Origin of the sequence: Thermotoga maritima MSB8 (genome assembly GCF_000008545.1) — a bacterium.
Lineage (GTDB): Bacteria > Thermotogota > Thermotogae > Thermotogales > Thermotogaceae > Thermotoga > Thermotoga maritima.
The window spans coordinates 984281-1009806 of the sequence record NC_000853.1 but is presented as its reverse complement, the minus strand read 5'-3'; the positions used below and the strand labels follow the sequence as shown (position 1 = coordinate 1009806).

Below are 25526 nucleotides of genomic sequence, written 5' to 3'. Positions count from 1 at the left end.
AAGAAATCATCTCCTGCGGTATATTTTCTGTCCGAGCGAAATGACGTATCGTTGTTTTGTTTTTATTGTCGATCCAAATATTTCGGTGATATCAATGTCTTTATTCTCGTGAACCAGGTATATTTTTCTTTTTTCATCATCGAACGGGCTGAAGATCTTTAAAATTACGGGCTTTTTACCTCCAAGGTTGGAAACTATGTAGATCCAGTATCTATCCCGATTGTCATTTGCGAATCTGTGCTCAGCCGCGGTCAACTCAGCGGACAGCCACAAGGGTTTGTGTCCCTTGACTTCTATGTACTTCTCACCTTCTGGTTCAGAGACCTTTATATCGTAGTGTTCCTTCAAAGAAACATCCTCTACCTTCCAGTCAGAGCTTTCCCCATACTTTTCAATTAGACGCTTCTTTTCTATGTCCATAACTATTTCCATGGCTTTTCTTTCACTTTCAAGAATATCTTCGAGCGGAACGAAGCTTCTTTCCATCCATTTTTCATAGTCGCTCGGTGGAAGTTCGATACTGTCCAGAGAAAGACCAAGGATTTCAAGAATGGAAGGATGGAGTAGTTTAAAAACGGAAAATTCCCTGTCGGATAAACCCTCAACTCTCAAAATCTCAGATGACCTCGTGTTCAACCTTCTGAACAGTGAGTCTGTTTTCATGAGAGATTCATTCAGTTTAATGTCATAGTCCGTGTGTTTATCCATGATGCTTTGTAAATCTTTGGCACTCCGATCTATCAATTTCGCGGTTTGAATATCCATCTTCTCTTTTGGATTTGCCCATTCAATAACGAACCATTCTTTTGAAAACACATCTGCCAGCTTTTCCAAAAGAGAAGTACCACGGTAGAGCTGAGGTGAAACGTTTCCACCGATTTCAATTAGTACAGGATACTCGTATATCTTTCTTCCTCGATCGATGACTTCCACCTGGAAAAGTCTGTATTCTTTTGACTCATTTTTAACGGCTATTTTTAAACACTTCTCGTTCAGAAGTGGTTCATGTATTCTATCTGTCAGAATTTTAAAAAGGTATGAACCTATACTATTGATAAAACTATTTTCAAAAACTGATATGTACTTTTTAAGTTTCTCGAAAACGATCTCCGATTCCATATCGTCAGGTAAAAGAACACTGTTCAGTTCTTCTTGAATTTCATTACAGGTGTTCAAAGGAACGACTTCTTCGATCTTCGTTCTGAGAGATTTCAAAGTGCTGATTATACGTTTTGTCTGTTCATCTAAATTCCTCCTTTTGATGGCAGAGAGCATCAGTTCGAACTCGGACACAGGAGAATCCGAAGTTTCCTCGTCCTGAACGTTCTCCAGCCGATACTCGAAATTTCCACTGAGCGTTCTCGTTCCAAAAACTGGCTTACCAACGTTCGGCCCAGTTCCAACAGCATCAGTTATGTTCAGGATCTTCTGATAAAGGCTTTCCAGTATCTGAAGATCTGCCTCGTGGTTGAGAAGAAGGGTGTAAGCGATCGTTTCTTTTGTCTGATTCAGTCTCCAGATTCTTCCCACCCTCTGTTCGAGCTTTATCGGACTCCAAGGGATTTCGTAATTGATCAGGATGTTTGCCACCTGCAGGTTCAATCCCTCGGATGCCACATCGGTTGAGATCAGTAGTTTTCCATCGTTTGCAAATTTCTCCACCTGTTTTTCTATTTCTTCGCTTTTCATTCCGCCATGAAGTACAGATATATCCTTTTCCTCAGAAAGGTGAATACCTTCTTGTTCGAGGAGTGTTGGAAGATTGTTCCTAAGGTATTCCAGTGTGTCCTTGAATTCTGTAAATACGATCACCTTTTCGTTTTTCTTCAGGTGATATGCGAGAACTTCGGCAAGAGTTTTCAACTTGCTGTCGTTTTTTCCGATGGCCTTTCCAATCTTCAGGATCTTTTCTAACGCGTTAATCTGTCCTTTATCAAGAGGGTATCTTTTGGCCACGCTGTTTATTATGCTACTGATCAGATCGTCTATTTCTGAATTTTCTTCCAGTTCCATCTCATCGTACCCGAGGCCGAATATCTGCTTGATCTGATCTTCCAGCACGTCTTCACCTGAAGCCCCGGAATACTGATTTTTGATGATGTTGTTTATAGTTTTCAAAGCGGATTCGTAACTCGAAGCCGCTCTTTTTCTCAAAAGTACAGCAAGAAGAGCAACAGGAGAGTTCATATGAACATCCTTGACCATTTCAAAGAGCACTTCATCCAGTTCCTCAAAGAAACGTTTTTCTTCTTCGGTAATATCAACTATCACAGCGTTGAAATCGCACTTTTTGAAGATCTCTCTCTTCTCCAGATCGTTGACAACCTTTTTTGTTCGACGAAAAACCAGAACCCCGTGAGTTCTTCTGTAGAACTTCTCGCTGTCCAGAGCGTTCCAATCGGCTGTCAGTGTTGGATCAAGGAGTCTGAGCCTTTCTATATAGTCTTTCGGATTACCTCTGTGCGGTGTTGCGGAGAGAAATACGATGTTGAGGTCCTCTTTTGATTTTTCGATCAGACTCTTCAAAAAGTTGTATCTCTGTGTGTTGTAAGTTACATTATGAACCTCGTCAACGATTAGAAGATCCCAATCTATCGCCGAGAACTTTTCTGAATGGTTTTGACTCTTTGCCAGATCGATTGACACCACAAAATACTCGGCAGCATTATTAAAAGTAGCCTTTCTGAGAAGTTTTCTTTCCACTTCGCTTCCATTCGTTATGACAACCGGTTTTCCTCCCAATCTTCTTATCTCCTGTTTCCACTGCTCTCTGAGGATCTTGGGAACGAGGATCAGAATCTTTTTTGCTTCACCTTGAAGCTCTAAATATCTCGCTATTGCAAGAGCCTGGATGGTTTTTCCGAGGCCTATCTCATCGGCTATTAGAATTCTCACAGGCCTTGAAAGCATGGCATGACAGAGCGTCTGAAACTGATGCTTGAAAGCTTCTATTCTCCTTCTGTTCGAGGGAGAAGTCAGCGAGGAATAAAAGAGAGCGGGATTGCTCAGTGTAACTTTTCTGAGTATGACCTCAGGTAACCTTTCCAAGCCTTTCTACCTCCAGGATACGCCTTGCAAGATAATTCAGCACTCTCCGATTCTTGGCTTTCCAGAAAGTGTATTTTATCTTCGAGCCCCAGAACCGTAGAGTTAAAGGTTCCATTGAAAGAACGAGATCCTCGAGATACCCCCACTCCACAGGATTCTTCAAAACAGACATCAAAACACCGTAGATCATCAATCTCAAGTACGCGTAGTCATCCGAGACCTTCAGTACAAGCTTTCTGGATCGATCATTTTCCATCTGAAAAAGGCTGATCTGTTCATCGTGTATCGCTCCTACTTTTTTCGCAAAGTTCAAAAACTCTGGCAAAAACACCTTCGCACGTGCCTCTGCTTTCCCGGGTATCTGCTCTTCTTTACCGTTTTTTCCAGCGATAAAAACCGGAACGAACTCCGCCAGCTTCTGAGTTCTCTTCACAGGAAGAGTGGACTTTTTGACGTACTTCAAAGATATGCGGTATTCGATCGCACTGTTCATTTCTGATCTCCTTTCTTTAGAATGAATGATACTTTTCCATTCAGAGGTTTCAGTTTCTCAAAGATAAGGTCATTGATCATCTGTGGTTCCGACAAACGGAAGTTCACATCGAGCAAAGCCTTTGTTCCCAGAAAATCTTCGAGCTCACCGGCAATGTATTCAAAAGTTTTTCTGTCGGTTTCACTGAACTGAACTTTCCACTCAGGCTTTTCCGTTTCGAGACGACCACTCACCACTCCTTCGAAGTCCTCTGGTAGAGATTTCAGTGTATCGAGATCTCTGATGGATTTCACGGAAACAAGAAACATTCCTTTGTGAGTTTCGTCCAAGGTATTTGTCTCAAGAACACTCGATTCAACTTTCGGTACAAGAACGATCTCCTTGGGAATCATTTTCTCTTCACTTTTTGCCTCTATCTTCACAACTTTCTTCTCAGACGGTATGGTCATATTCCATAGAATTTCAAGAGATTCACCCTCTCTGAGAAAAACGTTCTGATAGGAAAGTTCCCCGTATTCGGATGAGAGTTCGATCTCGGCATCACCAAAAGCGGTTATCCTAACGGGGATCTCTACTTTCTCGCCCGGTTTTCCTTCAACGCTTCGTCGGGCTACCTCAAGGTCGAATTCTCCTTTTTTAATCTCCACTTCTTCCTTTTTTTCCAGGATTAAACCGTACATAACGGCTTCTTCGTCCCCTATCTGACATTCCTCGTTCTCCACAGTAACCAGGTTCTTCAAAAGCTCTGAAAATTCCGAACTCGGAAGATAAATCTCGTACCACACGCGATATCTTTTTCCATCCCTAATCTCATCCTTTTCCTGTTTCAAAAGCTCGCAGACTTGTCTTCTGAGGGCTTCATTAGCTGGCAGAATTATGTCATCGGGCTCAACTTTGGAGATCTCCACACCGCTTTCTTGTGCAAAGTCGGGAATCTCCGAATAGACCCTTTTGAATAGTATCTTTCCTTTTCTTTCAAGGCCGATCTTGAGCTTTCGAACAGCCTCCTTTATCGACTTCTTGAGATTCTCAAAGTCCACCATGGGTGCAGAGGGATTCGAACAGATGATTTTTCTCAGTTCTGACACGCAGTATCCTTCCGGTTTCAGAATATTGAGGCCGATGTTTTCTTTCAACCAGTTAGCGAATTCGATGAAATCGAATTCCTCTGCGATCTTTCCTCTGCCTTTCAGAGCAGAATACACGTTTTCGACAACAGATTTCGAGCTGGCAGGAGCGTCAGCGGTGTCTATACCATCTTTAACCGGGTAAGCTACTTTTCTGAAAGAGCCCACAATTTGATTCTCAAGGTCTTCAAGGGCCCTGTTTCTTATATCTCTGAGCTGGTTCAGCTGTATTTTCACCACGTCTTCTCCATACTTTCCATACATCTCTTTTACCGTATCCATCACCCTCTGGCATGCCATATCTCTTGCCGTCGTCATTATCAGATGTTTCATCGTTCCCGGAATGGGATAACAGACAACCACAGTGTTCTTGTAAGTTCTGCTTCCAGAACCGATCTGGAACACAATGCCTTTCAGTAATTTCTCATCGACATCCTCACTCACCAGTACGAAGAGCTTGTACATTTCATTGTCCATAAGTTCCTGTGGTTCTTTGCTAACGATCACCTGTTCGAAGAACCTCACGTGTTCTTCTACAGTGGATCCCTTACCTCTTGTTGTTGCGATGCTCTTCTTCTCCCTCACTAACTGGTCCACATATCGGACAAGCTGGTTCCAGATCTCACCATAGTTACTTTGGATGAGCTCTTCAGTCTTGCTGTCAACCATCTTTGTCACGTTGGCAACTCTCCAGAACCAGAAAACACCGTCTTTTCTGTTCAGAAAGACGAAGTGTGGATGGGATTCTATCTCTTCGACGGTGTCTTTTATATCAGCGGGAATCCACTGTTTTTTGGAGAAAGTTTCGGGGTCGTAGATCGCTCTCGATATAGTGGTCAGCGTTGGGAAATCATTTAGAGGAGTCGGTGCATCGAATGGATATGTTCTCAAAAAGATGTAAGTGAGAATCATCCTTGCAAGCTCTGGATGTCTGAAAGCTCTGTACTTCTCATCGTTGACCAGTTCAGCATCTATAATCGAAGCGTAATCAGCGAACTTCGACTTTTCTCCAAAGAGCATTCCCCTTATTCTGTCGTTTGTAAGATCGATGTGAATAGGAAGTATGATAGCGGGTGCAAATCCCTCTTTCTCGTAGCGATCGATCAGGTTTCTCACAACGATTCTGGTTATTCTGATCATGTCCCTCGTTCTCTGAAGATCCGTCTTTTCTATGATCGTTCTCAGAATCTGTATGTATTCGGGATGGAACGGATAGGTTCTGGGTATTTCCTGAGCGAATCCTCCGTGACCGAAGATTTCCACATCATTAGTTTCAGATCTTATTCTTTCCAGGGTTCTTCTTCGGATATCGGGATCCACATGCTTGAATATCCTCTTTTTCAAGACCTCGACGAGCTCGTCGTTTATGCCAACGGTTCTCACAGGTGTGTAAGAATCAGCCCCACCAACTCTTCTGACAGCATCCCACAGAGCCCTTACAACACTGTGGTTGTATTCTTCCTGAGTTCTCAGATTGCCTCTTTCCTCTGTCATGGGAAGTGTGATCACCATAGAACTCGTGGAATTTGAAAGAGCAGAGGAAAGTCTGTCGATGAAGTTGTCCACATTTCCCGCGTAGCGGCGGTCCTCTTCTGCTCCGGAGTTGTGAAGGTTGTCAACGTAATCCGCAATTTCATCGATTAGAAGCAGTACTCTTTCACCTTTGAACAGATCTCTCAGGGTTTCTATGTCCGGCACCGTGAGATTTTTGTCGTTTTTCTCGACGATGGAGTACTTTCCGAGGGAATGTGCTATGTACCCCCAGATCGTCTTCACACTGTAGGGGTCCACGTTCAGAGGGATACTTGGCTGGCCTACCCTTCCCTTACCATACACGGGAACGACCTTTACGCTTTCTCCAAGGAGCTTTATCCTCTCTGCCAGTTCTCTTATGGTTTCTCTTTTTTCGGGAATGTATCCCTCGAGGACCTCTGGGTCTTCCAGAGCTTCAGGTGTTTTGAAGGCGTGATACAGGGTGAGGAGCAGATGCGTCTTTCCACCACCGAAGAGAGAGTAGATCAGAAATATGTTTCTTCTCTCTTTTCCCTCGAATGTATCAAGGATTCTTTTCAATATCTCCACCGTTGCATCGGTGAAATACGTCCTTTTGAAAAACTCCTTCGGATCTCTGTATATCTCCGGCGCTTCACCGGTGTACACATCCCCTAATTCCGGCGCAACTTGAGAATCAAAACTCTCATCCAGAACGTCCTCCCAAACTTCGTAAGGACCGAATTTCATCACACAGCACCCCCTACATAACCCAGGAGTCTTCTCATCAAAACGACTTCGAGGAATCCGTCCTTTTCCAGCTCCCTGTCTATCTCTGAAGCGAACTCTTCTTTCATCCTCCTGACAGGATCTATTTTCCTGATGTAGATCTCCGCGTAGTACTCAGACACGAGCCTCGCGATAAAAAGGGCCTCTTCTACCTCACCAGCCCACATTTTTCTGAGTTTTTCTATCTCCTCTTTCACTCTGGAGCGTCCAAGCAGTGAGTAGTACTCGAGAAGCTGAAGCACATCCACACTGTTTTTTGGTTTTGGCTCTACCGGATCGAGTTTCTTTTCATGAAGGAACTTCTGGAACTCCTTCGTGTCCAAAGCTTTCTTGCCGAGAAGATCCGGTGTGTAGAGCGTGTATTCTTTACTGCTTGAAGATCTCTTCTCTTTGAGAACTCCACTGCTGATCAACTCACTCGGATCTGTTGATGTTGCGAGCCTGAGGAGGACGATATCGTTCGCGCTCAAAGATGCGTTTCCAAATAGTATCTTGTAAGCGGTGTAGAACATGGCAGTGCCAGAATGGAGTGTTCCAGTTCCTTCGATCTCCGCAATCGCGTTCACAATTCCTCTTATAGTAGCGGGATATACGTATTCGTTCAAAATTTCTTCTGTCGTAAGAGGACCTTTCAGGGAGGAAATTTCTCTGTACTTTGTGACTTCCTCGAGGGCAGCCGCCATCACACCGTACAGCAGATCGAGTCCTTCATAACCATACTCTATGAATTCACGAGCCGAAGACTTTGCTTTTCTCTCGATCTCTTCCTTCAGAGTCGATATTTGAACGGTTTTTTCCTCTTTCTGTTTTCTCCAGACAGCAACGATCGAGGTGTCGAGACTCATTTTACCCCTGCTCACGATGCTCGTTTCCGATTCGGTTGTCAGAGGGATTGCCCTCGTTATTTGAAGTCTTGCTCGCCTCCAGCCGGCTTCAATGAGGTTTATCCAGCTTCCCGGATCTGTGTGAGCGTAGTAGGTGACAAGAACCCCATCGTCCTTGAGGTGCTCCCTCATGGCCACGAAGGCCTGACTGAAGAGGTTTTCGAAGTGTTGGACGGCTTTCTCCTTTTTGTTTTCGTCTTCCATGAAACGACCCGGATTCGTCGAAACTTCTTTCTTCGCAAATTCCTGCCACTGGGTCTTGATTTCCACCCATTTGGGGCCGATTCTTTTGAAAAACGCTTCCTTGTGGAACCTTGGAATGAGTTTTCCGTTCTCAACGTCGCTCAGAGCCCTTTTGAGCCAGACGTAGTAGAAGTCAGAAAGTTCTGTGTATGGGACATCATCTGCATAGGGTGGATCAGTTACGATGACGTCGAACTTCTCTCCAAGGTTGAGCGAGGTCGCGTCGCCCTGGAGAACTTTAACGGAGTTTTCTGTGAAATCCGCAAGGGTTCTCTGGGAGGAGGAGAGAGCGGAGGTGAGGTATTTAACACCCCTTAATATTGCAAGGAGTGTTTTGATCATCCCACCAAAACTACTAAACCAAGGACTTTCTGTCCAGTTCCAATTCATTGCGATTCCACGGGTGGACATTGTTTCCCCAATTTTCCACCAAGTAGAATCCCACCGGGTAACGATTGAATTGTAGTACGCATACTTCAACATCGCCGTGCTCAAATACGTTGCCACTGCCTCCGCATACTCAAATGCCCTTTCTTTATTCCAGCCCTCGGCAATCTTTTCCTCCTCGACCTTTCTGCCAACTTCCCTTATCAGCCTCACGATCTTTATGAGGGTGAGAAGCTGACGGGGGTTGAAGAACTGATACCATTTTTCTGCACTGAGTATTGGAGTAATACGGCGGTTCTCGTAAAGAGGTATTGCTTCACTCGGCACGTCCAGATCTCCCTTCTCAAGCATCTCCCTGACCTTCTCCTTCGCTTTCCAGAGTTTTTCGCTGTCTTCCTTTGTCGCTGGTTCAAAGATCAGATCTCCATCCTTGACTTTCACCTTCACGAGCAGTCTCTGCCTTGCGAAGCGCTCATCACCTTCGTGGTACTTTCTCAGCGCGAACTTCACATAAAAATCCCCGTTTTTCAGCTTCATGTGGTGATTTCCATTTTCATCCGCGTACTTTATGACATTTCCACACATAAGACAGGTGAGTTGATCCCGTCTTGATTCGATATTCGCCGAAGGAACTTCGAAGATAACCGTGTTTCCATCTATCTTCACATCACTCTGTTTCAGCTTTCCATCTCTTACAGCTTCTTCTACTGTTTTCACGTAGTTTTCTCCTTCGAAGATGATCTCATTGCCGTCAACATTCGCTTTAGAAATATCGTCCAGGATTTCGTTGAGGTCAATCACCCTTATTTCAATCTCATCGCCCTTCCTCTCAGGCTTCATGTAGGCGAGCCTCTTGTAGCCCTTGCCGTCCTTAACTCTTGCCAGCCAGAAATTTCCTATCGCAGGAGTCCACCGCCCACAGTGAGGGCACCTGATTTCCCACGTTCCGATGTAAACGGCCACGTCATCGTCGTAAAGCTCCCTGATTTCAGGGTCATTCTTGAGTTGCTCGGTTATCCACTCACCCCACCTTTCAACGTCTTTCACGAGGGATTTCCCGAACTTCTTTGGATATTCGAGAACGGCCTTGAGAAAAATGTAGGTTGTTGGTAGAAGTTCAACAGCCGTGACATCAAGGCCGAGTCTCAGCCCTTCGAGGGGAATCGAACCGAACCCAGCGAAGGGATCGAGCAACTTTTTCCCTTCAAAGTACTTCGCAAATTCCGCGGGAATTTGAGGGTTCTCTCTGTGGGGTGTGGGCGAAGAAAGTCTTACAGCCGCTTTGAATAGATTTTCATCCACGTTTTCGGGAAGCAGTGCCCCCGCTATTACAGACCTTGCACCTACGAGAGGTTTCCTCGTCCAGTAAAACACCATCTCCCAGTACGGAGGCCTTCCAGGTCCTTTCTCGCCGGAACTTTTTTTATTTACTTCCTGGACCGGGAATTTGAGACTTTCAAGGAATGTTTTCATTGTACATCCCCCTTTGGATTTGCTGTATCCAACTTAAATTGTACACAAAATCACTTCAAAAACCTGAACCTGTAAAATCCAAGAAAGTACGGATTTATCTCAAGGGGTGCCCAGGAGGGGTCGTAGTTCACAAGTTCGGAGTATCTGACGAACCTGAGCTCTCCCGGATTTTCTCCGATCGGACCCGTGTGGTAAACGAACCATCCTTCATGATCAGCGAGGTTCAGATTTCCGACGAATATCATGAGATGGTACGGCATCTCAACGTCTTCCGGATGAAAGAAAACCGCTATGTCACCCGGAAGCGCTTCCGAGACACTCTTTGTGACGAACTCCATACTGCACTCCACAAGAATCCTCGCAACCGCAAAGTTCGAAAAGTCCTCAACTCCCCTGTAAGCTCCCTTCTCTATCCTGAACATCTTCGTTCCAACAAGAGGAAGATTCGGGTAGTTGTACTTCTCCACGTCTTCCCAAACGGGTCCGTTGTAACCTGAGAGAGAAAACCAGCTTCCTGTGTGTTTCTTCAGTGCCTCTCTTGCGCAGTACCTGACGAAACCAGAGCAATCCCTTTCTTCTTTCGGCCAGAGGAGAGGATCGTTCTTGAACGCCGACAGGGCTATCCAGACGAACCAGTTTCTGAACCTCTCACTGTCTTCACTGTCGAGTTCCAGAGAGTCCGGATATCCATCACCGTCGCTGTCTTCTTCGCTGGCTCTGGCTTCGATCTTTAGCTCCTTCTTCACCCTGAAAATGCCACCGCTTTCAAAGTGCAGAGTCACAGTCTCGCCGGGTCTCACCTGCTTGATCAGAACACCGTTTTCTTCGAGCACGAAGTTTTTGGAACACTCCACCTTCGCTCCTCTGACTTCAAGAGGAACGAAAATGTCCTGGACGTTCTTCAGAACGAAAGTCCCACCAGAAAACTCCACCCTGAACCTCAAAACCTCAACGACGTTCCACAGAAGAACGCCTGTAACGATCAACAAGATCAGGTATCTCTTCATAACGCACCTTCTCCATAAATCTCAGAAGACAGTCCCTGTGGTAGCCAAAGACCTCTTCCGGTTTCACACCGAGCACTGCAAGGACCACACCCTCTTCCATCCACCGCGGCAGATCAAAATACATCTCCAGAACATGGTGTAGAAGCTCATGGAGGATCGTCGCTTCGAGGGAGTTTTTCCTTCGAAGTACATCGAGCGGCTGGGTGTATATGACACCTTCGTGGTAAACCCCGCCTGTGTGGTACGGCATACCCGTAATTTCGTGGAACTCTTCAAGACTTTCGCACTCGAAGACTACCACATCCAGACTCGGCTCGACCCTCAAGAATTCACATACCTTCGTGAAGCGATCCAGAAAGTCTTTTCCCAGCTCAAGGTTGATCATCTCTTCCATCGATAAAATCCGCCCCGATGAAAAGCACATCTGGATCTGTATGAGCATAGAGACCACGAGAATACATCGGATAAACCCGTGCCGGAAGAAGATGAAACACCCCCTCTGCAGTCGCCCTCCAGACGTAGTCAAAGCTATTACCGTAAAGATATCGGGCAAAGAGCGCCACCCTGTCCGTTCGAATCTCCCTTCCAGAGTACCATGCGTTCCATGAAGAGTACCAGCTGTACGAGAACTTGTTTTCCTCGATCCCTTTTTCTCTGTAGTTCGAGAGCACCTGCGCACAGGACGGGATGAAATCCTCCACTATGAGATAATTTCCATCTCCTTTAACCCTCACCACCGTTTTGATTATGTCTCCCAATTCTATCTTCACGTCTCCAACATCGAAGACCACCTCGAAAACTCTGTTCCGAAGAGTTTTTGAAGATCCACTGAAGCGTATGTTCTCCGCAACCAGCTTCTTCCCATCCCAGAAGAATACCCTTCTGGCAACAAACGGAAGATCCACGAACTCTCCGTTCCTGTACCAGTACGTTTTGTTTTCTCCCCTCAGCAAGATTTCGTCCATCGTGCAGGACAGTCCCGTAACGTCTTCGGGAACGGGTATCTTTTCATCACCGACCAGCACGAATCCCTTCATGAGAAAGACGGGACCACTTCTCATGAAACCTGCGTCCGTTACATCCAGATACCTGGTGATGGTGTTCTTTTCCGTATCGTAGATGAGCGCTTCGTTTCTGAAAAAAACAAGAATCAAGCCGTTGAACGTTTCGATCCTGAAGAACGTGTAAGTCTCTCCCTTTATTTTCACTTCTGCACCGTTTATCTCGAGGGGAACTCCTCTGTATTCGATTGTCTTCTTCCAGTACTTGTACGGCAGGATGTAGAGCTCTTCAGTTTGCTCTTTCTCGACAGGGTGTATCGAGCGCGGTACGTATCCTCTCCCGATCGGCACGAAGGCATCCACAATCATTTTATTCTCCTCTATGAGCAGTTCGTACCTTTTGTAGAATTCTCTTTTTATCTCCAAACCTTCGCTCACAGCCTCTTTCGGAACTTCGATGTAAACTACCTCCACTTCCACAATGCCTTTTCCAGAGACGGTCAGTGAACCGGGAACGAGGGACCTTTCTTCACCTGGCTTCAGTTCGAAGGTGTTTTCGGAGTTGATGACTTTCAGTGTGGTTGAAGCGTACTCCGGCATCGCCTCAAGGAGCGCCAAAATAACAAAGGACGTGTCTTTTGTGGAAGTCCAGAAAGCGCTGTCTTTTTTCAAGAGAAGGTAATTTGTCACTTTTCTTTCCAGTTCTGGAAATTCTTTCCACTTCGCAAGAGCCCTGAGGAAGACGCTGTTGAGCTGGATCTCACTGATGAGGGGATTATTAGAATATACATTCAGATAGGCCTTCTGCTCGTCCTGGACGACGTAGTTCATCAGCTGTTTCAGAGCCTCTTTTGAACTCAAACTCAGAAACACCAGATCCGCTTCGCTTTCTGGCTTGAACGGCTCGTGATTCACTCCGTACAGATCGAGAACATACGATCCGTAGGCCGATGGATGTTTTCTGAGATACTCTATTCCTCTCTGCAGAACGCTTTCTGCGACATCGTATCCTGCCTTCATGGTAAAGTACAGCCCTTCCATCACGTAGCAGGTCATGAAGTCATCGGATTCGCCGAATCTGAACCATCCCCAGCCACCATCGTTGTGCTGGTAAGAGTAGAGTTTGAACAGCCCCCTCTGGATGATCTCTTCCAGGTTTTCCACCTCTATTCCTGCGCTTGCTGCAACCACAGCCGGGAAGAACCGGCTCATGGTCTGTTCGACACAACCGTACGGGAAGTCTATCAACCTTTTCAGGCTATCCTCGACAAGCGGAACGATGCTGTCCAGAAACCTTATCCTCGATGAGATGAACTGCCCTGGAATTTCCAGCGTTTCTTTCCCGTCCAAGAGCATGATGCGGTAGAATTCCCTTTCGAAGGCGAATCTTTCAACGGGCAGTCTCATGGAGACCGCATCGTTCAGATCTTCTCCGACCGCAACGAACTTCACGAAACTTCCTTCAGAAGCGGAGACAGCCTTCACTGTCCAGGTCTCTGTGTGTGAGGAGTTCGCCTCCATCAAAAAGTGCCTTGAAGAACTCCCCTCGAGGAGTTCTATGTTCTCGGGAAGTTCCACCGTGAGTTGAACCGGAAGCGTCTTTGAAGTCCTGTTGAAAACGGTTGCGGATATTTTTATCACATCACTCTCCCTCAGAAAAGATGGAAGATGTGGCATCAGATAGAACTTTTTGGAAACGACCATTTCGCTTTCTGTCTGGGAAAATCGATCCTTTGAGAAACCGTAGGCCGTTGCCCTGAAAGAAGTGATGCTGTCTGGTACCTTGAAGCTCACCCTTGCCGTTCCGTTGTGAAGCTTCAGTGATGGGATCCAGAGGGCCGTGTCGGGGAAGTACTCCCTGACGTTCAACTTGGATGGAAGGGCGTTCTGCTTGAAATCGGCAAAGGTCTTCTCCTCCGGGAGGGAAGCGAGTTTGTTTCGGAACGAATTCCTTGAAACGTAGAGCCTCCAGTAATGCGGAAATCCTCCTCTTGTCCGGGGATAGTTCATGTATGGATAGAGGAAGTTTTCGAGCACCGGTGGTTCTGCTCCAACCATGGCGTATATCGCTTCATCAACGAGGAAAAGACAGACTCTGTCCACATTCGATTCGATCGTGATCTGTGCCATTTCTCCAGGTTCATACTGATCTTTGTCGAACAGAATCTTCATGGTGGTGAAATTCGTGTCGAGCAGAACGTTCAGCCTTTCCAGCTTGTAGATACGCCCATTATCGTCGAGTCCAACGAAGCTGATGAATAGATTCTTCTCGGGGATATCTTTCGGTATTCTGACACGCAGGTTGACAGATCCGGTGAAGGAGACGGGAATAGTGTCGTAAACCCTGTTTGAGACGATTCCCAGAACTCCCATCACCTTACCAGGTGCAAGGATCTGAACCGAAAGTTCATCCCCGGGTTTCACTGTGTTCGTTGCCGGATTGATTACGAACTCGCTGCTTGTTCCTGCACCGCAGTAAGCGTACACGTAGAAGTGAGTATTCGCTTTTCCAAAGGAGAGTTCTATTCTGTAACTTTTTGGCTCTTTTGGGGTGAAAGTGACGATCGCCTCACCGTTTTCCACGGCCACCGTGCTCGTTGAATCCTCAGAAGAGGTGGTGAGCAGTCCATTTAAAGGATTTCCTGAAAGATCCGTCACTTTCACCTTCACCCTCACCTGCTTGCCCGGTGAAGTGGAAACGTACCGATCCAGAGGAGATATCAGAACGTTGTCGGCGTACACCTTCACAGACCTTGTTTCCTCGATCTGACGCTGGCTCTCATCCGTCACAATCACCTCCAGCCGGTAAGAGCCCTGAAACCCTTCTTCTGTTTTCACACCGAGCCTGAGGTTTCCCTCTTCGTCCGTGAAGTCCGTTCCCCTGTAAACTAGATAGCCGCTTCCTTCCTCTGGAAAGGCCCGAACGTAGTAGGCAACCTGCGCCTTCGCGACGGGCTGGCCGTTGAAGTACTTCACCCTGACAAGGTAGTTCACAACTTCGCCAGATATGTACACGTCTTTATCCGTTTCGATTTCGACTTTGTACTCCGGTTTCCTGTATTCTTCCACCAGAAAATATTCGTAGTAGCGTCTTCCTCCGTGATCGACATTCACCTTGTAGAGTCCGACCGAGGCTGTGTCTGGAAGTTTCATGGAACCGCTGAATCCACCGAGCTCGTCGGTTTCGAACTCCGATCTGTAAACCTCGTTTTTCTTTGTGTCGAAGATGGAAACGGTGACTTTCGTCTTCTCAAAGGCTTTGTAGAGACCCTCTTCAAAAGAGAAGATCTGACCTCTGAAGTGGACCGTGTCGGACGGTTTGTAGATCGGCCTGTCTGTGACAAAGAAAAGCTTTTCTCTTTCAAGCCCTCCACCTGAAAAGTACACCCCTCCAAAAAATCGAGAGTCCCCGTACCTGATGTAGAACGTGTCGAAGTGTTTCGTGATAGAAACGACCCCGTCTTTGCCGGTGAAAACTCTGTCGATCAGTTTTGAATCTTCAAAGAGGAGGACCTCCGCTCCTTCTACAAAATCACCGTCTGAGTCGAATACGTGGAGCCTCAGCTTTTCGCTGTCGGAAAAGTAGATCGCTTCCAGATCGGTGACGATGAACAGGCTCCTGTCAATCACCCTTCTGAAAACCGTCCCCTCGTTGGAAACCAGAGTCGCAAAGTAAAATCCCCTGTCTTTGAGCGGAAATGAGAATTCTTTCCACTCTTCTGAGGAGAACTTTTTACTGTAGATAGGACGTGTTATCTCTAACAGTGAAAAGTTAAAGCTTTCTGGATCAAAAACTGCTTTCAAAAAGTCTTCTTCACTTATCTTCCACACGTTCAGGGTGATATTCTCCAGATCTGAGATCACAAAGGAGAGCCCCTCATCTGGGTGCAGAACAGGATATCTAGAGAAATAGGCGTATCCTCCAAAAAGACTGAAGCTGATCAGAAGAAAAACCAAGAAAATCAATCTCTTCATACCCATCCCCCTCTTTCACGTTTTTAAAATGTTAATACTATGATACCACTTAACGAAAGAAAATCAGAAGATCAATCTTTAAACGTGATCATTTGGTTAATTTACCATATCGTAATATTATTCAACGTCTATGTAACATTAGAATATTATTATTTTCACGAGGATTGAGATTTTTTTCACAAAAACTCAAGGGGAGGTGTGCAGTATGGCGAAGTACCAGGTCACCAAGACTTTGGATGTGAGAGGAGAGGTTTGTCCAGTGCCTGATGTTGAAACCAAAAGGGCTCTGCAGAACATGAAGCCAGGAGAAATCCTTGAAGTGTGGATCGACTATCCAATGTCGAAAGAAAGAATCCCGGAAACTGTCAAAAAACTTGGCCACGAAGTCCTGGAAATCGAAGAAGTGGGTCCGAGCGAATGGAAGATCTACATCAAAGTGAAATAAGGAGGTGCAGAAGTCATGGTCTGGACCGGTCTACTAATCGGAGTTCTGTTCGGTGTAATCCTTCAGCGTGGCAGGATCTGCTTTAACTCCGCTTTCAGAGACGTTCTGATCTTCAAGGACAATTACTTGATGAGGCTCGCTGCGCTGACACTCGGTCTCGAATCCATCACGCTCTTGATCTTCGCTCAGGCCGGCATCATAACTCTCAACCCCAAACCCCTCAACTGGATTGGAAACATCATTGGTGGATTCATCTTCGGAATGGGAATGGTGCTCGCTGGTGGATGTGCTTCGGGAGTGACTTACAGAACCGGCGAAGGAATGACAACAGCGTGGTTCGCAGCTCTGGCCTACGCTCTGACGGCCCACGCTACAAAGAAGGGATTGTTCTCGGGATGGATCAAGTGGCTGAGCAACTACACGGTGACAGTTTCGAACACAAATCCCGTTTACGCACCAAAGACAGGGCCAACTATCGCAACGGTGCTCGGTATCAGTCCATGGATCGCCTCAATTATCTTCCTTGCGCTCATGCTCTGGTACGCCTTCGGAGTGAAAAACAAGTCCCAGAGGCCTTCCAAATTGAACTGGATCGCTGCTTCTGTTCTCATAGCGATACTCGCACCCATAGCCTGGTGGGCAAGTGCGAGTACAGGAAGAAACTATGGTCTTGGTATCACAGGGGGCTGGATAAATCTGGTTTCTGTTTACGCAAACAACGCCTCTCTGAACTGGGAAGGTGCTGAGATTCTCGGAATAATAATAGGAGCCGCCATATCTGCCATTGCAGGAAAAGAGTTCAAACTGAGAATGCCAAAGAACCCCAAAACCTACGCTCAGGTTCTTCTGGGAGGATTTCTCATGGGATTCGGTGCGGTAACAGCTGGAGGATGTAATATAGGTCATTTCCTCACCGGTGTTCCGACACTGGCCATCTCATCGATAGTAGCATCTATCTTTTTCATTCTCGGAAACTGGACAATGGCCTGGTTCCTGTTTGGAAGACAGAAATGAAACTTCAAGAGGAGGAAAAACTATGAAGATAGGAATACAGGTGATGGTTCCACCCTATACATATGAAGATCTGGATACCGCTATAAAGATCGCTGAAGCCGCAATGGAAAAAGGTCATGAAGTAACACTCTTTCTCTTCGCGGATTCCGTCATTTGTACTAACAAGAACATAAAGCCAATCAAAATCGACAGAAACATTCCACAGAAACTTGTAGAACTGATGCAAAAAGGAAACTTCGAGGTTCACATATGTGGAATATGTATGGACTACAGAGGGATAACCACAGACATGATAATAGAGGGTTCGAAACCGAGCGGTCTTCCAGAACTCGCAAACCTGATTGCCACCTGCGACAGATTCATAAATCTGATGGCTTGAGGTGAGATCATGAAGAAACTTCTGTTTGTAGCCTATCAATCACCGGTTGGAAGTGTCTGGGTCAACGAAGCATTCAGAACTGCCTTTGGAATGTACGGAGAGGATCTGGAACCAAATGTTCTCCTAATTGAAGAGGCTTCTGTTGCGTTATCCAAAAATACGAAGCCGGAGATGCTGGGACTACTTCCTCTCTCGATCTGTCACAAATACATCAAAAGATACGGTACCAAAGTTTACGCAGTCAAACAGCATCTCGAGAAGTACAGGGTAAAAGAACTGGACGAAAATTTCGGGGCAGAAGTGATCGACGAAGCGAATCTCCCAGAATTCTTACACAGTTTCGACTACGTTATATTCATGTGAGGTGATAGGAGATGGCACTCGTACTCGTTAAGTACGGAACGGATCACCCAGTGGAAAAACTCAAAATAAGATCTGCAAAGGCAGAAGATAAGATAGTTCTCATACAAAACGGTGTCTTCTGGGCTCTGGAAGAACTCGAAACACCAGCAAAGGTCTACGCAATCAAGGACGATTTTCTTGCGAGAGGATATTCCGAAGAGGATTCAAAAGTTCCACTGATCACTTACAGTGAATTCATAGATCTTCTGGAGGGTGAAGAGAAATTCATCGGCTGATGAGATTTAGATGTGATAAAATAAGAATACGCTAAGTCAACAGCAGGCCGCGGCTCGTCCGCGGCTTTTGCAGAAGGTGGTAACCCATGGGACAGCGCGGAAGCGTTTTGACACTCTTTAAAACCTTATCGAATCAGACACGACTCGACATCCTGATGCTTTTGAGAGACAGTTGTCTCACCGCTTCAGAAGTGGCGGAGAAGCTGAAGATCAATCCCTCAACCGCTTACAGGTATTTGAACCAGATGGTTAAAGCGGGGATCCTCAAAGTCGTAAAGACACCCGAGGGTGACAGGTACGATTTTTCTTCTGTTCAGGTGTTCAGGATGCTCGAAGCAGCGGTGGAATTGCTCCACGAGAACGAAAAAGAAAAGAAAATTTCCAGTATCATCTCAGTAGAAGAGTCGCCTGGGTCGAAGAAATTTCTCGATATGCGGGGACAAATATGTCCCGTTCCAGAGATCACGACCAGAAAAGAACTGGAAAAACTCCAGCCTGGAGAAACCCTGATCGTGATGTGCGACTATCCACTCTCGGGAGAGAGGATCACAAGTTTCTCTCTGAGGGAAGGCTATGAAGTGGCCACTGAACAGATCGGACCCGTAACCAAGATCTACATAAAGAAACCGCAATCTCTTTAAAAATTGAAAAGGATGGGAAAGAGAAGAGTGAAAATCACAAAAGTGACCAGAACGTGAAGGTAGAGCGTGTTGAGAACGAGTTGCATGTCTTTTTGATTCCTCTCACTTATGAACAGCGGCATTATAAACGGTGGCGGAAGAACCATAAGGGTGATCAGAGTTCGCTCAAATCCTCTGTCAAGATGCAACACCCTCACAAACAGAATCTCACCGATCGCGACGGCAAGAGTAAGTGTAATCATCGTTCTGACGCTTGTGAGGCTGTAAAATCAAACACGTTTTCTCATCACCAAGTGTGTGGGTCTGGCATAGCGAGGTGCCAAAACGAACTTAAGCAAGGACTACCGAACAACAAGGGTGTTGTGAGAAGAAAATGCTATGAGTTTTTGCGCGGTGGGCAAGGAGACAAGCGTATCAAAGCCATAGACTCGGACTGGAAGATCATCTCAGCCCTTCAACGATTTTTTTGAAGCGTACTCGACCAGAGTATTGAATGACGTTCATTTCTTTCTGGAGATGGTATTGCGGTTTTAACCATCTCAAGAATCGGCCATTTCGCTGCCAGGTTTTTGGTTTGAGTGTTTAAGTTATGTTGATTATTACTGCTGATCTGATTTTTGATTAGTGCCACTTTTAATGCCTTGACCACAGTTTATCATCTTTTTCTCGAGATTCTCAACGTCATGAAAAATACTCTTGATCCGGTCAGAAAGTTAGATTATAATTTCAAGCAGAAGAAAGCTGATTTGTATCGAGTCGCTCTTCACGCAAAACTTTGCTGGACCGTTCACGTGAAAATTCTCGGCGATTCTTTGAAAGGGGGTTGTGTCGAGTGGTTACGGGATTCCAGTTTATCCTTGTAGCGATTGCTTTCCTGGCACTCGGGGTCTCAGTGGGTTTATTCGTAAGTACAATGAGAATGAGAAGAAAACGTACTGTAGATCCTAAAAAATCGGCAGCGGAAGAATCGTCGATGGGTATGAGCAATACTACGGAAAAAACACTCAGTTCGTCAAAGGAGCCAGAGAAGGTTGAGAAAGTGATCATAGAAGATGAGTTCAATTCACCAGTACTACAGATTGAACCATACACTGGTGATTATGTTGGGAGATGGGAGAAAGTAGAATTACCGCAAAAGGTCCTCTCGAAACTGTCTGCAGCGTTCTCGAGCATGCCATTGCTGCTTTTCAGCGTTCCTCTATCCTCACCTCGAGTCTACCTGGTGAGATTCAGTCAGCCTTTTGATCATCTCATGCGCTCGAATGGGGTTTATAAAGCTGTAGCACTTAGACCAGATGGTACGATCACAGGGCTTCCCAACGTTTTGTCTCCCGGGTTTTACAGATTCTTAGGTTCGGCAGCAACGGTCTGGGCTATACTGGCGGTGATAACGAGACAGAAATATTTGCACGATATCGAGCAAAGGTTGAAGAAAATCGAAGAGGGTGTTGCTGACATAAAGGAATTTCTTGAAAAAGAGCGGGATACCGGAATTCAGGGTAATCTGCTTTACTTGAAACAGGTATACGAGGCTTTGAAGAACGGAGATCTTTCAGAGTACGATATCAATAGTTTCAATAGCCAACTTGAATCCATAGAAAGGCAATGTCAGCAGGCCGTCTTACATTATCAAATCGATATGGAAAACTGCTTCAAGAAATTGGAAGAATTCGAGATTGGCGCTTGGATTGGAAAGGGACTAAAGAAGCAAGGAGAAGAATTCAGGAAGGTCTTGAACAGTTTTTTCCACTATTCTAAGTATCTTTTGTTGGTCTTTCAAGAAAGGTTAGTCACGATTTATCTTAAGACATTCTTACCAGTTGGTAAATCGATCTTGAGGGTTAGAATCAATGACCTGAAGGAATCACTGAGATTTTTGGAAAGAACAAGAAAGATCGAAGAATTCATAGAGCAAAGTTTAGACAGAATTGAAGAGTTTTGGGCATTGTTCACAAGCGAAAAAACGGAAAACCAGATTAAAAGGTCATTAAGACAGGACGTCAGAAGGAATTTGCGCGAACTTGAAGAAATGAGAGAAAGGCTGTACGAATCCTTAGCTAATTTTGAGGAACGGTTGAACCAGCTTGAGGCGGAAAAACAGGTAAACTTGGTTGTTTTCATGGACCAAGACCACAAGCAGATAAAAGAAGTGCGTATGATTCCCGCCGGCGGTTCAGCATAGGTAGGATAGTTGAACAACGATCGCTGCTGTGTGGGCTTCAAAAGATGAGCCCAGGGTTGTCTGTCTCAACTTCTAATCCTGTCCAGGTCGGCGCGCATGAATAGCAGTAGGTAATAAACCGGCTCGTCACGGCCTTCAACGTAGATCCAGCGGGACATCTTCAAAAATTCTTCGGCGTCGATCAGGTTCTGCACGTGTTCCGCTTCCTGCCGGGTGCAGGGTTCTATGACCTGCTCGATCCTGGAAATCTTTGCATCCTTCAAACTGTTGAAGAACAGTTTGGCGAGGGATTTTGTCAAATCTTCGTTTTCGAACGATTTTGAAACCTCAGGATGGAAGTAGGACTTTTCCACCACGATGGGGCCTTCGTCGACGTACCTGAGCCGCCACCCCAGTACGGTTGAAGGACCAGACCAAAACTGCCAGGCTGTGTCTGCAACAGGTTGTTGCAACTGTATCGAGTATTGCCGAACAGACGAATTTACTTGCCCTCAATGCCGCCATAGAAGCTGCAAGGAGTGGAGAAGCCGGAAGAGGTTTTGCAGTGGTTGCTGATGAAATCAGAAAGCTTGCCGAAGAGAGTCGAAGCTCCTCTTCAAAGATAGCAGAATATCTATCGACCATAAACACGGGTATTCGACGATACAGAATTTCTTCTCCCAGTTGAAGGTTGTTCTCGATAGTGTGAACGAAACCATAAATCTACTTTCGATGATTAAGGAAAACTTCGAGGACATGGTGCTGTGAATCTGCGGAAAAACCCACAATACGGGGAGCCTCTGGCTCCTCTTTTTCTTAATCACAACAGGACTTTTTCTCTCTCTTCATTCCATACATCTCTTCGTCCGCTTTTTGAAGGAATTTCAAATAGTTGTCACCTGGATTGAGTTCAGCCACACCGTAGCTGATATCGACATCCACTCCCAGTTCATTCGAGTTTCTGATTTTCTCCCTTATCCTCGAAGCGACCCGTTCTGCTTGTTGTTTGCTGGTGTTGTAAAGGACAACTAAAAATTCATCCCCACCGTAGCGCACTGCAAAATCCGAAGAGCGAATCGAATCGCTAATACATCTTGCAACGAATTTGAGCACCTTATCTCCGGTTAAATGTCCGTATGTGTCGTTGATCTGTTTGAAATCGTCAACATCGATCATTATGAAAGACAGCGGAACGTTCTGGAACTGCGCTTTTCGAACTTGATCCTGAATCCACTCGTTGAAAAACGCCCTGTTGAAGAGCCCTGTTAAACTATCGCGATGAGCGATTTCCTTGAGTTTTTCTTTTTCTTCGTGAAGTTCAAACAATAGAGCTCGAACAGGATTCGCCAAAGCGTTCACTATCATTCCCCTCAAAATCACCATGTACGAGAGAAATCTGAAAACATGTCCCAGGAAATTGAAAAAACCATAGACATCTGAATACAGTGTGAAAGAGAGCTCTCCAAAGATCGTGAGAATTACTGCAGCTACGAGAGGTTTTCGGAATGTAGAGATCGAGATATCTTTACTTCTGAGCGTTCGAACAAGCACCGCAAGTAGAACAAAAATTATGATGTACTCCATTGATATTTTGAACTCTGTTAAACCGAAACCTTCGATGAAACAGTCTGGGAAAACTCCAGTCCAGATGGATGTGATCAGAAATGTGGTCAGAGGGCCGAACAGAAAAAACAATGTTCTCTCGCTGAGCTTAGGAAAATACAGGATCAGAACAAAACCGAGTGTTTCAAGCAATCTTCCTGCGATCCAAAACTGGGTGGGCTGGTTTGACGTCCAGTTTGGAAAAACTCCCATACCCTTATACGCAAGCGTATGAAGGAAGTCGACAATTGCAACGAATATATAAACGATTCCAAACTTTATGAAGATTCTGTTTTGATTGAATCCACGTGTGGCATACGCTATTAAACCAATCGACAGACCGGTAAATATCGCAAAGAACTCTATTACTGTATGATAAAGCAGGTAGTTTATCCTTGAGAGAAAAAACAGCGCAGCGAGAACTGGTATGTAAATGAAAATGAATCTTTTGGTGATCGCTTTCAAAGCCAATCCCCTCCACACAAAAGTGAATCACAGGAAATTATATCATGGTGAGAGGACCGCATGTACCTGCTTTTTTCACTCCAGAATTAAACGGTAGATGTTTCTCAAATCGCGGTGTCGTAAAATTGACATTTTACGACACCAAAGTCTTCCTCCCAAAAATATAAATCTGAATTTACTAAATTCACATTTAGCAAATCATCATTTATAATTTTTATTGTAAGGAATCTCAAGGGGGAATGGGCATGCTGATTGACAGGGAAAGGGAATGTGAGTTTTTAAGAAGAAAGATTTCAAGCAACAAATCAGAACTTTTGATCATCAGTTGTTGAAAAACTGAGCCACGGTATCACCGAGATAGACATCGACTCGATCAACAACCAGAAACTCCACCAGATGCCGTATGGAAAGTTTCTCAGCAAACTGAAGTACAAAGCCGATCAAGTAGGAATCAGAGTTATTGAAGTGCTCGAAACGCACACCTCACAGACATGTTCTATATGCGGTGCTGTGGACAGATGAAGCCGAGGTTTGTACGTTTGCAAACACTGTGGTTCGGCGATGAACAAGGATGTAGAGATAGATATCGTAGGAATAAAAGGAAACACCCTATACGTTGGCGAATGTAAGTGGTCAAACAAGAAAATAGATGTTCGTGTTCTGGATCGATTGAGAAGCAAAGTTCCATACCTTCTAAAGGATCTTCAAGTAGATAATCTCTCCGTTGTTTACTATCTCTTTTCCAGAAGTGGTTTCGATGGACTAAAAGAGACCGAAGAAGTGAAACTGGTCGAACTCAAAGATCTGTTTCGGTGAGGTCTTCCCATTCACTCTTCAGCAAGCCCATCACGATAACGTCGTGATACCTTCCTTCTCTGAAAAGTTCTTGTCTTAAGATACCCTCCACTTTGAAGCCTATTTTCTCGTAAACTCTCTTTGCCCGCTCGTTGAAACTGAACACGTGGAGCTTGATCTTGTTCATATTCATCTCGTTGAAAATGAACCGCACCAGTACCCTCATAGCGTCCGTTCCATATCCCTGGCTCCAGTAAGGCCTCCCCAGAAATATGCCGACCTCTGCCACAGAGTTTTTCCAGTCGATTTTGTTAATGCTGCATCCCCCTATGTACTCTCCATCACTCAACTTCTCGATGGCGAACGAGTAGGAATCTGTGCTGAAGGGATTCAAACTTTGGTACCATTTTTCTTCGTCTTCTTTTCTCCACGGAAAAGGAATACCCGGAACGAGGCACTTCTTCACTTCAGGATCGTTGGCGAATTCCAGGGCTTTCTCTATGTCTTCTTTTCTGTAGGCCCTGAGCCTCACCAGCTTTCCTTCAAACATAGAATCCCTCCGTTCGTTTTTTGATTTATAGTGTAACATAAATTATTGGGAAGGTGATCTTCGGTGGACGAATACCTGGAGTACCTCAAAGTGGTTAAAAAAAGAAGCGAAAGGACGCTGTATCAATACAGATCTATTCTAAGAGAATTCACCAGGTTCGAGCCCATCACTCCAGAAACCTGGAAGGAGTATCTCAACACAATATCGAAGAACGCTCCCGCTACCCAGAGGAACAAGCTCGTCGTTGTGAAGAACTACCTGAACTGGAGAGCGGATAGAGGACTGCTGAACGCGGAAGAGCGCTTCTGGAACGAAGCAGAGCCTCCCCGTCATACGGTGTTACCAAAAGCCATTGAACTCGATGAAGTCCGTCGTATTATCGAAGCGTGTGACAACCCTCTGTACAGAGCGATATTCAAAGTGCTCGCCAATACCGGGATGCGAGTATCGGAGATTGTGAATCTGTCAGTTCACGATATTTCGGTGAACGAAACTGCCAGGATAAGAATAAAGGGAAAGGGAAACAAGGAAAGAATCATCAACGTCTCAAAGGAACTGGTAGAAGAACTCATGAATTCCGGCTTTTTCGAGAAGAAACCTTCCGTTCGATCGATACAGAGAGCCGTCAAAAGATACGCAAGGAAAGCGGGTATAAAGAAAAAAGTGACTCCCCACATATTCAGACATTCTTTCGCTGTGGCGCTGATTGAACGAGGTGTTCCCCTGAACAAGATTCAGGCCCTTCTGGGTCACGCAAACATCTCCACCACTTCTATATACCTAAAGATAGCAAGTGAAGGAATTGAGATTCCAAAAATTATTTAATGAAATAAATGACAATAACGATTTTGAAACAAAGAAGATATTAATATTTGCTAATCTAAACTAATATTAAACAATATACTCTTTGTTATTTAA

General features: G+C 45.3%; 21 protein-coding genes and 1 pseudogene. 11 read left to right on the top strand and 11 right to left on the bottom strand.

Translation table 11 applies throughout. The features are described 5' to 3' along the window. Window positions 1-6: 6 nt before the first annotated feature. Genes TM_RS05045 through TM_RS05015 form a run of 7 tightly spaced genes read right to left on the bottom strand, consistent with a single transcriptional unit; the run spans window position 7 to window position 15924 of the window. The gene (locus tag TM_RS05045; protein ID WP_004080568.1) at window positions 7-3048 is read right to left on the bottom strand and encodes a helicase-related protein; all 3042 of its coding nucleotides are present in this window, start codon (window positions 3046-3048) and stop codon (window positions 7-9) included. Continuing rightward, window positions 3032-3541: a hypothetical protein gene (locus TM_RS05040; RefSeq protein ID WP_004080570.1), complete on the bottom strand. Its 510-nt coding sequence runs from the start codon at window positions 3539-3541 to the stop codon at window positions 3032-3034. The genes TM_RS05045 and TM_RS05040 overlap by 17 nt, the downstream gene beginning before the upstream one ends. After that, entirely contained in the window at window positions 3538-6909 is a 3372-nt protein-coding gene (locus tag TM_RS05035) for an ATP-binding protein (protein ID WP_004080572.1), read from the bottom strand. The genes TM_RS05040 and TM_RS05035 overlap by 4 nt, the downstream gene beginning before the upstream one ends. After that, window positions 6909-9935 (bottom strand): DUF1156 domain-containing protein, encoded by a 3027-nt coding sequence (locus TM_RS05030; protein WP_004080574.1) that lies wholly within the window; start codon window positions 9933-9935, stop codon window positions 6909-6911. The genes TM_RS05035 and TM_RS05030 overlap by 1 nt, the downstream gene beginning before the upstream one ends. Before the next feature lie 50 nt (window positions 9936-9985). Further along, window positions 9986-10942 (bottom strand): DUF1175 domain-containing protein, encoded by a 957-nt coding sequence (locus TM_RS05025; RefSeq protein WP_004080576.1) that lies wholly within the window; start codon window positions 10940-10942, stop codon window positions 9986-9988. Then, entirely contained in the window at window positions 10884-11336 is a 453-nt protein-coding gene (locus TM_RS05020) for a hypothetical protein (protein WP_004080578.1), read from the bottom strand. The genes TM_RS05025 and TM_RS05020 overlap by 59 nt, the downstream gene beginning before the upstream one ends. Then, window positions 11314-15924 carry an alpha-2-macroglobulin family protein gene (locus TM_RS05015; protein ID WP_010865234.1) on the bottom strand — a complete coding sequence of 1537 codons (4611 nt, stop codon included), beginning with the start codon at window positions 15922-15924 and terminating at the stop codon, window positions 11314-11316. Before TM_RS05015 ends, TM_RS05020 begins: the two co-directional genes overlap by 23 nt. A 199-nt stretch (window positions 15925-16123) precedes the next feature. On the opposite strand from TM_RS05015, the gene TM_RS05010 reads away from it, so the two are divergent. The 6 genes from TM_RS05010 (at window position 16124) to TM_RS04985 (ending at window position 19035) form a co-directional block, all read left to right on the top strand. Next, window positions 16124-16363: a sulfurtransferase TusA family protein gene (locus TM_RS05010; protein WP_004080581.1), complete on the top strand. Its 240-nt coding sequence runs from the start codon at window positions 16124-16126 to the stop codon at window positions 16361-16363. A gap of 15 nt (window positions 16364-16378) precedes the next feature. Beyond that, window positions 16379-17377 (top strand): YeeE/YedE family protein, encoded by a 999-nt coding sequence (locus tag TM_RS05005; RefSeq protein WP_004080582.1) that lies wholly within the window; start codon window positions 16379-16381, stop codon window positions 17375-17377. 22 nt (window positions 17378-17399) lie between these two features. Next, entirely contained in the window at window positions 17400-17756 is a 357-nt protein-coding gene (locus TM_RS05000; protein WP_004080583.1) for a DsrE/DsrF/TusD sulfur relay family protein, read from the top strand. A 9-nt stretch (window positions 17757-17765) separates the two neighbouring features. Next, entirely contained in the window at window positions 17766-18119 is a 354-nt protein-coding gene (locus TM_RS04995; protein WP_004080584.1) for a hypothetical protein, read from the top strand. Between the two features lie 11 nt (window positions 18120-18130). Beyond that, the gene (gene tusB / locus TM_RS04990; RefSeq protein ID WP_004080586.1) at window positions 18131-18394 is read left to right on the top strand and encodes a sulfurtransferase complex subunit TusB; all 264 of its coding nucleotides are present in this window, start codon (window positions 18131-18133) and stop codon (window positions 18392-18394) included. Window positions 18395-18480: 86 nt separating this feature from the next. Continuing rightward, window positions 18481-19035: a sulfurtransferase TusA family protein gene (locus TM_RS04985; RefSeq protein ID WP_004080587.1), complete on the top strand. Its 555-nt coding sequence runs from the start codon at window positions 18481-18483 to the stop codon at window positions 19033-19035. On the opposite strand, the gene TM_RS04980 is transcribed toward TM_RS04985, so the two are convergent. Continuing rightward, a complete protein-coding gene (locus TM_RS04980) occupies window positions 19032-19277 on the bottom strand; it encodes a hypothetical protein (RefSeq protein WP_015920043.1) in 246 nt (81 codons plus the stop codon). The genes TM_RS04985 and TM_RS04980 overlap by 4 nt on opposite strands. A 590-nt stretch (window positions 19278-19867) precedes the next feature. On the opposite strand from TM_RS04980, the gene TM_RS04975 reads away from it, so the two are divergent. Continuing rightward, complete coding sequence (locus TM_RS04975; RefSeq protein ID WP_004080589.1) at window positions 19868-21217, top strand: hypothetical protein; 1350 nt, start codon at window positions 19868-19870, stop codon at window positions 21215-21217. Window positions 21218-21282: 65 nt separating this feature from the next. On the opposite strand, the gene TM_RS04970 is transcribed toward TM_RS04975, so the two are convergent. Beyond that, window positions 21283-21669: a UTRA domain-containing protein gene (locus TM_RS04970; protein ID WP_227738389.1), complete on the bottom strand. Its 387-nt coding sequence runs from the start codon at window positions 21667-21669 to the stop codon at window positions 21283-21285. Here TM_RS04970 and TM_RS09810 point away from each other — a divergent pair. Then, a pseudogene (locus TM_RS09810) lies at window positions 21663-21842 on the top strand (methyl-accepting chemotaxis protein); the annotation flags it as partial. The gene TM_RS04970 and the pseudogene TM_RS09810 sit on opposite strands and share 7 nt — an antisense overlap. Window positions 21843-22012: 170 nt before the next feature. Here the strand turns inward: TM_RS09810 and TM_RS04960 are convergent. Beyond that, window positions 22013-23263, bottom strand: a complete 1251-nt coding sequence (locus tag TM_RS04960; protein WP_004080592.1) for a sensor domain-containing diguanylate cyclase — start codon at window positions 23261-23263, stop codon at window positions 22013-22015. Window positions 23264-23599: 336 nt separating this feature from the next. Between TM_RS04960 and TM_RS09805 the strand changes: the two genes are divergently transcribed. Next, complete coding sequence (locus tag TM_RS09805; RefSeq protein ID WP_081434647.1) at window positions 23600-23785, top strand: zinc ribbon domain-containing protein; 186 nt, start codon at window positions 23600-23602, stop codon at window positions 23783-23785. A 9-nt stretch (window positions 23786-23794) separates the two neighbouring features. Then, complete coding sequence (locus tag TM_RS04950) at window positions 23795-24079, top strand: DUF234 domain-containing protein (RefSeq protein ID WP_010865227.1); 285 nt, start codon at window positions 23795-23797, stop codon at window positions 24077-24079. Here TM_RS04950 and TM_RS04945 read toward each other — a convergent pair. After that, window positions 24060-24608, bottom strand: a complete 549-nt coding sequence (locus TM_RS04945) for a GNAT family N-acetyltransferase (protein WP_004080594.1) — start codon at window positions 24606-24608, stop codon at window positions 24060-24062. The genes TM_RS04950 and TM_RS04945 overlap by 20 nt on opposite strands. Window positions 24609-24671: 63 nt before the next feature. Here TM_RS04945 and TM_RS04940 point away from each other — a divergent pair, with 63 nt between their 5' ends. Continuing rightward, window positions 24672-25433, top strand: a complete 762-nt coding sequence (locus tag TM_RS04940) for a tyrosine-type recombinase/integrase (RefSeq protein WP_004080595.1) — start codon at window positions 24672-24674, stop codon at window positions 25431-25433. Window positions 25434-25526 lie beyond the last annotated feature (93 nt).